Source organism: Mesorhizobium sp. WSM4312, assembly GCF_002294875.1.
Classification (GTDB): domain Bacteria; phylum Pseudomonadota; class Alphaproteobacteria; order Rhizobiales; family Rhizobiaceae; genus Mesorhizobium.
The window spans coordinates 263,344-277,135 of record NZ_NSFU01000006.1 but is presented as its reverse complement, the minus strand read 5'-3'; the positions used below and the strand labels follow the sequence as shown (position 1 = coordinate 277,135).

Annotated in this window: 14 protein-coding genes; 5 read left to right on the top strand and 9 right to left on the bottom strand. The window is 64.0% G+C overall.

Translation table 11 applies throughout. The features are described 5' to 3' along the window. Nucleotides 1-6: 6 nt before the first annotated feature. Together CK228_RS12070 and CK228_RS12065 are read right to left on the bottom strand one after the other, a co-directional pair. A complete protein-coding gene (locus CK228_RS12070) occupies nt 7-597 on the bottom strand; it encodes a type 1 glutamine amidotransferase family protein (RefSeq protein ID WP_095772128.1) in 591 nt (196 codons plus the stop codon). 84 nt (nt 598-681) lie between these two features. After that, nucleotides 682-849, bottom strand: a complete 168-nt coding sequence (locus CK228_RS12065) for a hypothetical protein (protein WP_095787987.1) — start codon at nt 847-849, stop codon at nt 682-684. A 290-nt stretch (nt 850-1,139) separates the two neighbouring features. On the opposite strand from CK228_RS12065, the gene CK228_RS12060 reads away from it, so the two are divergent. Together CK228_RS12060 and CK228_RS12055 are read left to right on the top strand one after the other, a co-directional pair. Further along, on the top strand, nt 1,140-2,093 hold the full coding sequence (locus CK228_RS12060) for a ring-cleaving dioxygenase (protein ID WP_095787986.1): 954 nt from the start codon (nt 1,140-1,142) through the stop codon (nt 2,091-2,093). Between the two features lie 101 nt (nt 2,094-2,194). After that, nucleotides 2,195-2,356, top strand: coding sequence for a hypothetical protein (locus tag CK228_RS12055; protein WP_080512074.1), 162 nt, complete (start codon nt 2,195-2,197; stop codon nt 2,354-2,356). Between the two features lie 28 nt (nt 2,357-2,384). On the opposite strand, the gene CK228_RS12050 is transcribed toward CK228_RS12055, so the two are convergent. The 7 genes from CK228_RS12050 to tkt all read right to left on the bottom strand — a co-directional run bounded on the left by CK228_RS12050 (nt 2,385) and on the right by tkt (nt 12,015). Then, entirely contained in the window at nt 2,385-3,098 is a 714-nt protein-coding gene (locus CK228_RS12050; protein ID WP_095772131.1) for an SGNH/GDSL hydrolase family protein, read from the bottom strand. An 83-nt stretch (nt 3,099-3,181) separates the two neighbouring features. Next, nucleotides 3,182-3,919 carry a thioredoxin family protein gene (locus CK228_RS12045; RefSeq protein ID WP_095787985.1) on the bottom strand — a complete coding sequence of 246 codons (738 nt, stop codon included), beginning with the start codon at nt 3,917-3,919 and terminating at the stop codon, nt 3,182-3,184. A 165-nt stretch (nt 3,920-4,084) separates the two neighbouring features. After that, complete coding sequence (locus CK228_RS12040) at nt 4,085-5,110, bottom strand: class I fructose-bisphosphate aldolase (protein WP_095787984.1); 1,026 nt, start codon at nt 5,108-5,110, stop codon at nt 4,085-4,087. A 256-nt stretch (nt 5,111-5,366) separates the two neighbouring features. Continuing rightward, nucleotides 5,367-6,563 (bottom strand): phosphoglycerate kinase, encoded by a 1,197-nt coding sequence (locus tag CK228_RS12035; RefSeq protein ID WP_095787983.1) that lies wholly within the window; start codon nt 6,561-6,563, stop codon nt 5,367-5,369. Nucleotides 6,564-6,721: 158 nt separating this feature from the next. Beyond that, nucleotides 6,722-8,605: a potassium/proton antiporter gene (locus CK228_RS12030; RefSeq protein ID WP_095787982.1), complete on the bottom strand. Its 1,884-nt coding sequence runs from the start codon at nt 8,603-8,605 to the stop codon at nt 6,722-6,724. Nucleotides 8,606-8,801: 196 nt separating this feature from the next. Continuing rightward, the gene (gap, locus tag CK228_RS12025) at nt 8,802-9,812 is read right to left on the bottom strand and encodes a type I glyceraldehyde-3-phosphate dehydrogenase (RefSeq protein WP_095772134.1); all 1,011 of its coding nucleotides are present in this window, start codon (nt 9,810-9,812) and stop codon (nt 8,802-8,804) included. A 211-nt stretch (nt 9,813-10,023) separates the two neighbouring features. Next, on the bottom strand, nt 10,024-12,015 hold the full coding sequence (gene tkt / locus CK228_RS12020) for a transketolase (protein WP_095787981.1): 1,992 nt from the start codon (nt 12,013-12,015) through the stop codon (nt 10,024-10,026). 262 nt (nt 12,016-12,277) lie between these two features. On the opposite strand from tkt, the gene CK228_RS12015 reads away from it, so the two are divergent. The 3 genes from CK228_RS12015 to CK228_RS12005 all read left to right on the top strand — a co-directional run bounded on the left by CK228_RS12015 (nt 12,278) and on the right by CK228_RS12005 (nt 13,746). Continuing rightward, nucleotides 12,278-12,550 (top strand): DUF4164 domain-containing protein, encoded by a 273-nt coding sequence (locus tag CK228_RS12015; RefSeq protein WP_006200774.1) that lies wholly within the window; start codon nt 12,278-12,280, stop codon nt 12,548-12,550. Between the two features lie 10 nt (nt 12,551-12,560). After that, nucleotides 12,561-12,923, top strand: a complete 363-nt coding sequence (locus CK228_RS12010; RefSeq protein ID WP_010911917.1) for a cell division protein ZapA — start codon at nt 12,561-12,563, stop codon at nt 12,921-12,923. A gap of 163 nt (nt 12,924-13,086) precedes the next feature. After that, nucleotides 13,087-13,746: a peroxiredoxin gene (locus tag CK228_RS12005; RefSeq protein ID WP_010911916.1), complete on the top strand. Its 660-nt coding sequence runs from the start codon at nt 13,087-13,089 to the stop codon at nt 13,744-13,746. Nucleotides 13,747-13,792: the final 46 nt, after the last annotated feature.

The following is a 13,792-nucleotide window of genomic DNA, read 5'->3' as shown; positions in this document are numbered from 1 at the left end:
ATACTGTCAGGAGGCTTCAGCATATTCCCTGGCAAACAGCGTCCGCATCCGCGCGAGATCGGCGCCTCGCTCGGGATAGAGCGTCTTCAGAAAGGCAAGGGCAAAGGTGCCGGGCGCCGAACCCGGAGCGGAGACGATTTTGCCATCGGCGACCGCGTGCGGCACGTCCTGATAGTTGTTGTCGCCGGCATAACCGGCTTCGTGTCCGTTGATCCAGTCGCGGCCATTGCTGGTATGTTTGGCTTGTTCGAACATGCCGGCGCGGGCCAGCGCCAGCGTGCCAGCGCAGATGCCGCCGACGACGCCGCCGCGCGTTGCAACGGCATTGAGCAATTGAGCGACATCCGGAGGTGTTTTGCCCGCCCACTGGTCGGAACCGATGACGGCGACTGCGTCAAGATCGGCATTCTCGTCGATGCCGGCCGAGCGGTCGGGCGTCAGCCGAAAGCCGCTTATCCCGGTCACCGGCTTGCCTCCAGGGGTCAATGACACGGCACGAGCACCGAACCACTCAACCGCCGAGGCGGCCAGCAATCCATATTCCCAGTCGGCAAAACCTTCGATGAAGACGAAGCCGATTGTCTTCTGATCAGGCATAAGCTCGCTCCGTCCCCCAGCGCGCCGCAGCTATATCTGGGCATTGGCGCGCCCATGTCCAATATCGATGTCGAAAAATTCGCCTCAATTGCCGCGAGAACGACGTTCCACATACATATCGGGCCAGCCGATATCCTTGCGGATGTCCGCGGGCAGCGCGTTCATGAAACGCTGCGTGCGAATTTCGTTGCGCATGGTGCGAACCTTGCCGACATAGTGCTGCATGCCGCGCAGGATGGTGAAACCGTTCATGGCTATTCTCCTCTCTCTAACTGGAGGCAGTATCGCACACCCCTCCTGACAGCAGTCTGTCAGGAGGATGGCAGGGCGCACGGCCAATGTTCCGGTTGTTGGAAATTGCCCTCGGTCGTGATCTTCGACGCAGCTTTTTCGGCTGAAGGATTGTTCACTGCAGGACTGCCAATGGAGTCGACACTGTTCAATTCACGGCGACGGACCGTCCGGATAGGCGGCCTTCAGCGAGGTGACCGCAGTTCTGATATGACGGGAGATAATTCTTCCCCAAAACCAGGGAGACGACCATGAGCCTGCAACTGACAGGAATCCACCACCTGACCGCCATCACCGCCCACGCACCGGGCAATCTTCATTTCTATACGAAGGTGCTGGGCTTGCGGCTGGTCAAGAAGACGGTGAACCAGGACGACACGTCAGCCTATCACCTTTTCTATGCCGACGGCGAAGCGACGCCGGGCACCGACCTCACCTTCTTCGACTGGCCGGTTGGCCGCGAGCGGCGCGGCACCCACAGCATCGCGCGGACCAGCCTCAGGGTCGGCAGCCCGGAGAGCCTGGCCTGGTGGAAACAGCACCTGGCCGGCGAAAACATCGCGACAGGAGAGATTGCCGACATCGGCGGCTACCCGTCGTTCGATTTCGAGGATCCCGAAGGCCAGCGTCTGCGGCTCGTCAGCGATGGCGGCAAGGGCGGCAGCCATCCCTGGGCGCAAAGCCCGGTGTCGGCCGAGCATCAGATCCGCGGGCTCGGGCCGATCGTCATCAGCGTCCCCGACATCACCAACACCGAGGCGGTGCTGACCAGGGTGATGAACATGCGCAAGGGCCGCGACTATGCTTCGCCGGACGGCGAAGGCCAGGTCCATGTCTTCGAAATGGGCGCTGGCGGGCCGGCGGCGGAGCTTCATGTCGCCGTGCAGCCCGGGCTGGCTCCCGCAAGGCAAGGCGCCGGTGCGGTTCACCATGTTGCCTTCAGGGCGCCGGACCAGGAGACGCTGCATCAATGGACCGCCCGCCTGGCCGAATTCCGCCTGCCGTCGAGCGGCGAGGTCGAGCGCTATTACTTCCGCTCACTCTATTTCCGTGAGCCCAACGGCATCCTATTCGAGATCGCCACGGACGGGCCGGGCTTCACCGCCGACGAGCCGCTGGAGACGCTGGGCGAAAGCCTGGCCCTGCCGCCGTTCCTCGAACCGAAGCGCGCCTCGATCGAAGCCGGCCTCAAGCCGCTGAAGTAGGTCGTCCTCCCAAAACGGCGGGCGCCGCGGTCCGGTTGGGTAACGCGGCGCCCGTTCCTTCTCGGCTTTGACAGCGGGCCGCGTTGCTGGTCAAAGGCGGCATGACGAAACTCCTCGCCCTTGTCATCGTCGGCTTCATGGTCATCCAGCTGATCAAACCGATCGGCTGGCCAGGGCTCAAGCGCCGCGGCGATTTCTGGAAGCTGGCGCTGCTGGCCATGGCCGCGATCTCGCTGGCGGCCGTGCTCGGGCATTTGACATAGGTCTGCGGGCCGCATCGGCCGTCGGTGTTCAGCTGGCGAGCACTAGACCGACGAGATGCGCGGCCCAGGCGCGGTAGCCCGCCTCCGAGGCGTGGAAGCCGTCCGAGGCGAAACCCTGTTCGGGATTGGTGATCGGCAAGCGCGGGGCCGGCACCGCGCCGCGTTCAAGGCAGAGCCGTTCACCCATCCGGTTCATTGCGGTGGCGCGGATCTCGAGGATCTTGCCGAGCAGCGGCGGCATGGCCGGCGCCCGCGTGAACTCCAGCACCGGCGACCACACCACGCGTGCCTCCGGCCATTTGGCGCGCAGGCCGTAGAGCAAGCCGCCGAACTCCTTCTTGAAGCGCGGCACCGAATGAAAATTCTTGGTGTCGTTGGTGCCGATGGCAAGCACGATATGCGTCCACGGATCGGCCGACAGGTTGGGCAGGACATGGTCGCGGATCTGGCCCGATGTCGCCGAATTGAAGCCGGCGGCGCGCCAGCGCACGGCGCGGCCGGTGCGCTGCGAGATCAGCACGGCGAGCTGCGCGGCAAGCCCGTTCTCGGAATTGCCGATGCCGACCGAGGCGGCCGAGGAGTCGCCCAGCACCAGAAGCGAGATACCGGGCGCCTTGCCGGCGAGTTCGTGCATGACCGGTCCCTGTGCCGGCAGCATGCGCGTTGTGCGGCGGCGCACGCCGAGCCCCTGCCAGACATAGACGGGGAAGGCGAGCCAGGTGAGAGAGGCCGGGAAGCGCATGGCGGAACCGTGGAATGATCTGCGGCAGGCTTAGCGCATGTTTGGGCCGAGGTGAACGGATCCTTGCATCGCCGGCCGGTACCCTAAGGGCATTCATCGCCCCGCAGCGACCTGTTCCCATATTCATCGTGCAGTCGCACCCAGTCCATGAAGGTCCCGTAAGGACCGGTCTCGTCACGACCTTTCGGTGCAATGTCGAGATACTGATAGGCGCCGATGAACTGCTCGCTGCCGCGGGCGCGCGACATGAAGGTCAGGAAAATGTCACCGGTTTCGCCCATGTAGAAGACAGTGGTGCCGGGCAGGTCCTTCGACGTCAGCACCGGTGTTTCGAAATTGTAGACCGCTTCGCCGGATGCGATCTGCTTGTCGGTGAAGGACACCTGCATATCGAAGTTGAAGTCCGACGCATAGGAAGAGACCCAGTCGAACGTCCAGCCCATGCGCTGCTTGTAGGGCAGCAGCTCGGCCAGCGGCGCCCGCGATATGGTGACAAGCGACACGTCATGATGCCTGAGATGCCGGTTGGCGCCGTCCATATGGTCGGCGACGAAGGCACAGCTTTCGCAGTGATGGGTGGAGCCCGGCGCGAACACGAAGTGATAGACGATCAACTGGCTGCGGTCGGCGAAAAGATCGGCCAGTTTCTTCGGCCCTTGCTCCGTCTCGAAGACGTAGTCCTTCCTTACTTTCAGCCACGGCAGTTCCCGCCGCTCGGCCGCGACACGCTCGCGCAACCGCGTCAGTTCCTTCTCACGCGCCAGATGCGCCTTGTGCGCCTGGAACCAGTCTTCGCGTGAAACGACCTTGTTGCGATGCATGAACCTCTCCCTGTCTCTCATCCCAAGGACGTTCGGGACGAGCGCAAACCGACACCGCCGGCAACGCCCAGAGGAAATAGGGATGAGGAGGTCTTCCCCCAAATCGCGGATAGGAAAAACCCGGGCGCGTTGGCCCGGGTCTGAACGGGGATGGAAAAGCTGGGCTCAGGCGGCCTGTTCGAGGCCAGGCTTCCATTTTCCGAGCGCAGCCAGATAGTTCATATGGGCGCGATGGGTGAAGGCGGCCTGGCCGGCGGCGACGTTCGACGCCTTGCCGCTCCATGCCTTCTGCGGGGCAGCCTGCAGCGCACGGCCATAGGAGAAGGTCAGCTTCCACGGATGCGGACCGATGGCATTGATGGCGTTGAGGTTGGCGGTTGCCTCCTCGTCCTCCTGGCCGCCGGAGAGGAAGGCGATGCCCGGGACCGCCGCCGGCACCGTCTCGCGGAACAGTTTTATGGTCATCTCGGCGACCATTTCGGGACTGTCCACCGTGCCCGACTTCTTGCCCGACAGGACCATGTTGGGCTTGAGGATCGTGCCTTCGAGCACGACGCGCGCCGCATGGAGTTCATCATAGAGCTTGATCAGCGTCGCCTTCGAGACCTCGTAGCAGGTGCCGATGTCGTGGGCGCCGTCCATCAGCACTTCCGGCTCGACGATCGGCACGATGCCGGCTTCCTGGCAAAGGGCGGCATAGCGGGCGAGCGCATGGGTGTTCGCGCTGATCGAAGTGGCCGAAGGCACGCTCTTGCCGGTATCGATGTCGATCACCGCGCGCCATTTGGCGAAGCGGGCGCCGAGCTTGTAGTAGTCGGCAAGGCGCTCACGCAGGCCGTCGAGGCCCTCGGTAACGGTGTCGCCGGGAAAGCCGGCGAGCGGCTTGGCGCCGGCATCGACCTTGATGCCGGGGATGGCGCCTGACGCCTTGATGATGTCGACCAGAGGCGTGCCATCGGCGGCCTTCTGGCGGATGGTCTCGTCATAGAGGATAACGCCGGAGATGTACTTGGTCATCGCGTCCTTGGCGCGAAACATCATCTCGCGATAGTCGCGGCGGCTGTCGGCGGTCGATTCGACGCCGATGACATCGAAACGCTTCTTGATGGTGCCGGAACTTTCGTCGGCGGCCAGTAGGCCCTTGCCGTTGGCCACAATCGCGGCGGCTATGTCTTCGAGACGTTCGCTCATCATGCTTCTCCTGAGAGGGGTTCGTTCCGCGCTTAACGGAAGTCTACCGCCAAAGGAATGGCATCGGAAAGCTCGAATCGATTGAAAGTCCCGGGCGTCTCTTTGTGTCGATCGCCTTGCTTGTTCCAGCCGCATGTCTGCACCGCCAGGCGTTTCCGCCTGGCTGCAAAATGCGCTTGAGTCTCGACGCAATTCCCAAGGGAAAGCGCTACGCGCTTTTCCCGGGAAAACCGTCTCACGCTTTTGCTGGAATTGCTTAGCGCTTCAGCACGTCGACGCCTGGCAGCGGCTTGCCTTCCATCCATTCCAGGAAGGCGCCGCCGGCGGTCGAGACATAGGTGAAGTCATCGGCGACGCCGGCGTGGTTGAGCGCCGCCACCGTATCGCCGCCACCGGCGACCGAGACCAGCTTGCCGGCCTTGGTGCGCGCGGCCGAGTGTTTTGCCGCCGCCACCGTGGCGTGATCGAACGGCGCGATCTCGAAAGCGCCGAGCGGGCCGTTCCAGACCAGGGTCGCGGCGCGGTCGATCCATTCGCCGATCGTCTTCACGGTCTTTTCGCCGACATCCAGAATCATGCCGTCGGCCGGCACGTCGGCGATGGCAACAGTCTCGCAAGCGGCGCCGGCCTTGAATTCCTTGGCGACGACGCCGTCGACCGGCAGGATGATGGCGCAGCCGGCCTCGGCCGCCTCGATCATGATCTGCTTGGCGGTGGCGGCAAGGTCATGCTCGCACAGCGACTTGCCGACATCGGTGCCGCGCGCGGCAAGGAAGGTGTTGGCCATGCCGCCGCCGATCACCAGCGCGTCGACCTTCTTCACCAGGTTCATCAACAGGTCGATCTTGGTCGAGACCTTGGCGCCGCCGACGATGGCGACGACCGGGCGGACCGGATTGCCCAGCCCCTTCTCCAGCGCTTCGAGCTCGGCCTGCATGGTGCGGCCGGCAAAGGAAGGCAGCAGATGCGCCAGCCCTTCAGTGGAAGAGTGGGCGCGGTGCGCCGCGGAAAAGGCGTCGTTGACGAAAATGTCGCCATTGGCGGCGAGCCGCTCGCTGAAGGCCGGGTCGTTCTTCTCCTCGGCCTTGTAGAAACGGGTGTTTTCGAAGAGCAGCACGTCGCCCTTGTTCATGGCCGCGACGGCACTTCCCGCTATGTCGCCGACGCAATCCGAGGCAAAGCCGACGGGACGGCCGAGCACCTCGGCGGTTGCCCTGGCGATCGGCTCCAGCGAGAATTCCGGCGACGGTCCATCCTTGGGCCGGCCGAAATGGGCGAGCAGGATGACCTTGGCGCCCTTGCCCGACAGTTCGGCGATGGTCGGCGCGATGCGTTCGATGCGGGTGGCGTCGGTGACCTTGCCGTCGGCGACGGGAACGTTGAGGTCGACGCGCACCAGCACGCGCTTGCCGCTGATGTTGCCGATATCGTCCAGTGTCTTGAAGGCGGCCATGCGGGTTCCTTTCCTCGGAAAAATCGCCGGGACCATACCCCGCATCGGTGACGATGCAAGGCTTTGGCCGCGGCGCGGTGCGAAATTTTGAGGCGGGCGCGAACATAGTCCGTGAAGATCGCCCCATGATGCCGGGGCAAGGCAAACGATCGCTCTTTTCAGCTCCCTGTCGTGGCCTTTTCAACCGGCGGCTCGGGCGGCTCATCTTTTTGTGCTGCCGCCTCCTGCGTCTCGGTCGGCTTGCGCCAGTTGCGGATGAAGGCGCTGAGACGGTCGCCCATTTCGCCGGCACTGAGGAACACCGGCACCCGCGCCACCGGCGCGGTCGGCTCGAAGGAAAGACCGAGACCCGTGATCCTGCCCTTGTCGTCGACATCCCTGACGATCAGCTCGATCGAGCCGATCAGCACCCGATCGGCATATTCGGCATGGCCGCCAAGCCGCGCCGTGGCCAGCGCGCCGACAGTGAGCTTCTGCTCCGCCTCGGTCAGGCCCGGCGCGTAGGCTGCCTCAAGCTCGGCGGCGGAGCGCGCCGGGTCGACGGCGAAGGCGCCGAAGAAATCGGCGTCTTCCGGGTCGACCACCGCGCGGCTGGCGAACAGCTTGTCGAGCAGGCGCGGATAGCGGTCCGGCACGAAGATATAGACCTGGTCGCCGGCGGTGAGCCGGCCCATGTCCTGGAAACGCATCGAGCGGCCGTCGCGCAGCACCAGCGAGGGCCGCGCCCAGCGCGGAATGCGCTCGCCGCGCGCCACCGGGCTGCCATGCGCCACGCGATAGGCAAGGAGCTCGTGGTGGGCGGAGCCGGGGAGTTCGAGTTCGACCTTGTCCAGCGGTCCGAGGCGCGCCGGCACGATGAGGCCGAGGCGACGCGCCAGCGGGCCGACCGTCCAGCCCTGGATGACAAGCGACACCAGCACGATGATGAAGGCGGCGTTGAAGATGGTGCGGCCGTTCTCAAGCCCGCCAAGCAATGGGGTGATGGCGAGCAGGATCGAGACGGCGCCGCGCAGGCCGACCCAGGAGACGAAGGCGACTTCGGGGCGCGGCAGGCGGAACGGGATCAGGCAGAGCCAGACAGCGATCGGGCGGGCGACGAACATCAGGAAAAGGCCAAGCGCTATCGCCGGCACCATGATCGCCGGAAATTGCGAAGGGGTGGCGAACAGGCCAAGGATCAGGAACATGATGATCTGCGCCAGCCATGACATGCCGTCCTGGAAACGCTTGAGGATGGTGACGGCGCGGATGTCGGAATTACCGGCAATGAGGCCGGCGATATAGACCGCCAAGAAACCGGAGCCGCCGACGGCGCCGGCGGCGGCGAAGACCATCAGCGACAGCGTCAGCACGAAGATCGGCAGCAGGCCGTGGTCGAGATTGAGCCGGTCGACGAGACGGACGATGGCAAGACCGCCGAGTGCGCCGATGATGGCGCCAAGGCCCATATTGACGAGGAAGCCGAGGATCAGGCTGGTGACCAGGACATTGGTTTCGGGGTTGGCGTGGGCGGCGATGACCTCGACCAGGGTGATGGTCAGGAAGATGGCGATCGGGTCGTTGGTGCCGGATTCCACTTCGAGCGTCGAGCGGACGCGCTCGCGCAGATTGATCTCGCCGGCGCGCAGCAGGAAGAACACCGCCGCGGCGTCGGTCGAAGCGACGGCGGCGCCGAGCAGGAAGGATTCCAGCCAGCTGAGGTCAAGCAGATAGTAGGCGGCCGCGCCGAACAGGCCGGTGGTGAGAAGCACGCCGAAGGTCGCCAGCGAGAGCGCCGGGCCTGCCGCCTGCCGCAAGGCGTTGAGCGGTGTACCGAAGCCGGAATCGAACAGGATGACCGCCAGCGCCAGTGAGCCGGCAAAATAGGCGATGCGGGCATTGTCGAATTCGATGCCGAGGCCGTCGGTTCCGGTGGCGAGCCCGATGCAGAGAAAGAGCAGCAGGAGGGGGGCGCCGAAGCGGAAGGCGATCAGGCTCGAAAACGCGGCGGCGACAACGAGCGCCGTGCCGACCAGCGTGACGAGATAGATCGCATGCTCCATCCGTGACTTGCCCCTCGAATTCCTCTTTCTATCGATTTACGGGAGAGTGGGGCGAAGGCATGGCCAGTGCAAGGCGCGGGGGTGGTTTTTTACCCTATGCCGCTGATTTTCGACGGTTTTGCGATTGCTGCTTCGGCAAACGAAAAACGCCCGGTCAAAGCCGGGCGTTTCGATGTCGCGAGACGGAGCCCCGCGATCAGGCGATGGTCTTGCCGAAGGCGACGGCGGTGTCGCCCATGCGGTTGGAGAAGCCCCACTCATTGTCGTACCACGACAGCACCGAAACGAAGTTGCCGTCCATCACCTTGGTCTGGTCGAGCGCCATGATCGAGGAGTGCGGATCATGGTTGAAGTCGATCGAGACATTCGGGTGATGGGTGACGCCGAGAATGCCCTTCAGCTTGCCGTTGGAGGCGGCGATGACCGCTTCGTTGATTTCCTGCACCGTGGTGGCGCGCTTGGCGATGAACTTGAAGTCGACGACCGAGACGTTCGGGGTCGGCACGCGGATCGAGATGCCGTCGAGCTTGCCCTTGAGGTCGGGGAGCACGAGGCCGATCGCCTTGGCCGCACCGGTCGAGGTCGGGATCTGCGACAGCGCCGCTGCACGGGCGCGGTAGAGATCCTTGTGCATGGTGTCCAGCGTCGGCTGGTCGCCAGTGTAGGAATGGATGGTCGTCATCATGCCTTTTTCGATGCCGACCGTCTCATGCAGCACGGCCGCCAGCGGCGCCAGGCAGTTGGTGGTGCACGACGCGTTCGAGATGACGATGTGGTCCTTGGTCAGCTTGTCGTGGTTGATGCCGTAGACCACGGTCAGGTCAGCGCCATCGGCAGGTGCGGAGACCAGCACGCGCTTGGCGCCGGCGGTCAGGTGCGCGGCGGCCTTGTCACGGGCGGTGAAGATGCCGGTGCATTCGAGCGCGATGTCGACGCCGAGCTCCTTCCACGGCAGCTGCGTCGGGTCCTTGATGGCGGTGACCTTGAACTTTTCCCTGCCGACGGTGATCTGGTCGCCGGACACCGACACTTCATGCGGGAAGCGGCCATGCACGCTGTCGTAGCGCAGCAGGTGCGCATTGGTCTCGACCGGGCCGAGATCGTTGACGGCGACGACGTCGATGTCCTTGCGGCCGGATTCATGGATGGCTCGCAGGATGTTGCGGCCGATGCGGCCGAATCCGTTGATGGCAACTCTGACGGTCATTTTTCTCTCCCTGGGAGCTGGAAGGCTGACGATGGGTCCGCAGCTTCATAGCGGCGGACGGGCAAAGAATCCAGCCAAAGCGATGTAGATTTAAATCGATTAGGTTGGGCCAGTCCGGCGAAATCGCTTTGCGCGGTTTCGCCGGGGCGTTTTTGTTTGGTGCCTGCCGTCATCCCAAACCGCGACACAGTTTTGGGCGGCCTGCACAGCCTTACTTGGCGTGCAGGCGGGCTTCCACCGCCTTGGCCGCTGCCTCGGCGGTGATGCCGAAATGCGGGTAGAGCTGCTCGATCGTGCCGGAGGCGCCGAAGCCGGTCATGCCGACGAAGATGCCGTCCGAGCCGATGAGATGATCCCAGCCCTGGCGGATGCCGGCCTCGATCGCCATCTTGATCGGCGCGTTGCCGATCGTCTTCTTGCGGTAGTCGTCGCTCTGCTTGTCGAACAGCTCGAAGCAAGGCACCGACACGACGCGGGTCGGGTGACCGTGCTTCTCGAGCAGGTCGCGGGCGCCGAGGGCGATCTCGACCTCGGAGCCGGTGGCGAAGATCGTCACCGCCGCCTCGCCGCTGGCCGCGGCCAGTTCGTAAGCGCCCTGGCTGCTCAGGTTCTTGGCCGAATGCTCGGTGCGCACGGTCGGCAGGTTCTGGCGGGTCAGCGCCAGCGTCGACGGCGTCTTTTCGGATTCGAGCGCGATCTGCCAGCATTCCGCGGTTTCCACGGCGTCGGCCGGACGGAAAACATTGTGGTTGGGAATGGCGCGCAGGGCCGCCAGATGCTCGACCGGCTGGTGGGTCGGGCCGTCTTCGCCCAGACCGATGGAATCATGGGTCATGACGAAGATCGAGCGGATGCCCATCAGCGATGACAGCCGCATCGACGGGCGGGCATAGTCGGAGAAGCACATGAAGGTGCCGCCATAGGCGATGAGGCCGCCATGCAGCGTCAGGCCGTTGATGGCCGCCGCCATGCCATGCTCGCGGATGCCGTAGTGGACATAGCGCTGGCCATAATCGTCCGGCGTAATGTTCTTGGTCTGGCTGGTCTTGGTGTTGTTGGAGCCGGTCAGATCGGCGGAGCCGCCGATGGTTTCCGGCACGGCGCCGTTGATGACCTCAAGCGCCATTTCCGACGATTTGCGGGTGGCGACCTTCGGCTTGTCGACCGAGAGCTTCTTCTTGTAGTCGGCGATGACGGCGTCGAAATTGGACGGCAGCTTGCCGGCGAGGCGGCGCTCGAACTCGGCCTTCAGCTTCGGCTCTGCCTTGGCGAGACGGCCCTCCCAGTCAGCCCGCGGCTTGGCGCCGGCCTTGCCGGCGGCGCGCCAGGCATCGAGGATGTCGGCCGGAATCTCGAAGGGCGGCGAGCCCCAGTTGAAGAATTTGCGCGCGCCGGCGATCTCGTCGGCGCCGAGCGGCGAACCGTGCGCCTTGTTGGTACCGGCCTTGGTCGGGGCGCCGAAGCCGATGGTCGTCTTGCAGGCGATCATCGTCGGCTTGTCGGAATGGCGGGCGGCCTCGATGGCATAGGCGATGGCTTCCGGATCGGTGCCGTCGATATGGCTGGCGTTCCAGCCGGAGGCCTGGAAGCGGGCGACCTGGTCGGTGTTGTCGGCGAGCGAAACCGGGCCGTCGATCGAGATGTTGTTGTTGTCCCAGAAGACGATCAGCTTGTTGAGCTTGAGGTGCCCGGCCAGCGCGATGGCCTCCTGGGAAACGCCTTCCATCAGGCAGCCGTCGCCGGCCAGCACATAGGTGTAGTGGCTGACGAGGTCGTTGCCGAAAGCGGCGTTCATGACGCGCTCGCCGAGCGCGAAGCCGACCGAATTGGCAAGGCCCTGGCCGAGCGGGCCGGTCGTCGTCTCGATGCCGGCGGCGTGGCCGTATTCGGGATGGCCGGCGGTCTTGGAGCCGAGCTGGCGGAAATTCTTGATCTGGTCGAGGGTCATGTCCTCGTAGCCGGTCAGATAGAGCAGCGAGTAGAGCAGCATCGAACCATGGCCGGCCGACAGGATGAAGCGGTCGCGGTCGGCCCAGTGCGGGGCCTTGGCGTCAAATTTCAGGAAGCGGGTGAACAGCACCGTGGCAATGTCGGCGCAGCCCATGGGCAGGCCGGGATGGCCGGAATTGGCCTTCTCGACGGCATCCATGGAGAGAAAGCGGATCGCATTGGCCATCCGGTCATGTTGTTCACGCGACGTCATGGTTCCTCCAAAGGTGGGGGTTTGGGGGCTTGGGAGCGCCCTTGAAAAGGTGCGCGACACATAGCAGGCGCGGGCTTTTAGTCAACAAATCGGGCGCAGATTTGCCGGTCTTGTGATGCTGGCGGCGGCCCTACATTAGCGTTAGCAGGGGACAGTCGTGAGAGCTTTGTTGACGTTGCCTTCACCCGGTGCCTAATGTTTCAGGGATAACGCGTTCTGAACGCGAACGATTCGGTGATGGGCAGGGCACAGGACGAAGGCCATGACCGGGGAAACCACACTCAAGGAAGTCATCGCCAGGCTCGGCAAGGCCATCGAGGGGCTGGAAAACGCCGTCGCGGCCAAGCTGGAGCATGAACGCGATTACTCGGAAGCCGAGGCCGAGGTGCAGCGGATGAATGCCGACCGCTCCCGGCTGGCGCAGGAACTCGACAATTCCGAAGCGCGCGCCGAACGGCTGGAGGACGCCAACAAGGAAGTATCGCGACGGCTGGTGACCGCCATGGAAACCATCCGCGCCGTGTTGGACAGATAGGAGCTGGCCCATGGCACAGGTCACGGTTTCAATCGACGGCAAACAGTATCGGATGGCCTGCGACGAAGGCCAGGAAGAGCATCTGATCGACCTCGCCGAACGCTTCGACCGTTATGTCTCGCATCTGAAGGATTCTTTCGGCGAGATCGGCGACCAGCGGCTGACCGTCATGGCCGGCATCATGGTGATGGACGAACTCTCCGAACTGCAGAAGCGCGTCAAGGGCATGGAAAGCGAAGTGCTCACCTTGCGCAAGACGCGCGACGAGGCGCTGACCAAGGCCGACAAGAGCGACAGCGTGCTGACCAACGCGCTTGGCGCGCTGGCGCAGCGGATGGAAGATCTCGCCACGTCGCTGGCGGTGAAATCCTAGACTTTAGCGACGCCGACAGCGAAATTTCTACATTCCCCAGGAAAAGGCGAAAATTTTTCGCGGCCTGCATCACTGGCGGCGACCTGACCGTTTTGAACGTCGCCGATGGAGTGATAAAAGGGTGGCAGCCCGCCAACAGGCGGCATTCACAGGGGTAGGAACCATGAGCCTTCGTATCAACGACATCGCGCCGGATTTCACGGCCGAGACCACGCAGGGGACGATCAGCTTTCACGACTGGATCGGTGACGGCTGGGCGATCCTCTTCAGCCACCCGAAGAATTTCACACCGGTCTGCACCACCGAGCTCGGCACGATGGCCGGGCTGGAAGGCGAGTTCAAGAAACGCAACGTCAAGATCATCGGCATCTCCGTCGATCCGGTTGCCAGCCACGACAAATGGCAGGCCGACATCAAGACGGCGACCGGCCAGACGGTGCACTATCCACTGATCGGCGACAAGGACCTCAAGGTCGCCAAGCTCTACGACATGCTGCCCGCCGGCGCCGGCGAGACCTCGGAAGGCCGCACGCCCGCCGACAACGCCACCGTGCGCTCGGTCTATGTCATAGGGCCGGACAAGAAGATCAAGCTGGTGCTGACCTATCCGATGACCACCGGCCGCAACTTCGACGAGATCCTGCGCGCGGTCGATTCCATGCAGCTCACCGCCAAGCATCAGGTGGCGACGCCGGCAAACTGGAAGCAGGGTGAGGACGTCATCATCACCGCCGCCGTTTCCAACGAGGATGCGATCAAGCGCTTTGGCGCCTTTGACACCATCCTGCCTTATCTCAGGAAGACCAAACAGCCGTCCGCCTGAAACGGGGCGCCGGAACGGTTTTTGCCTTTTCCACCCAGGCGGGCCA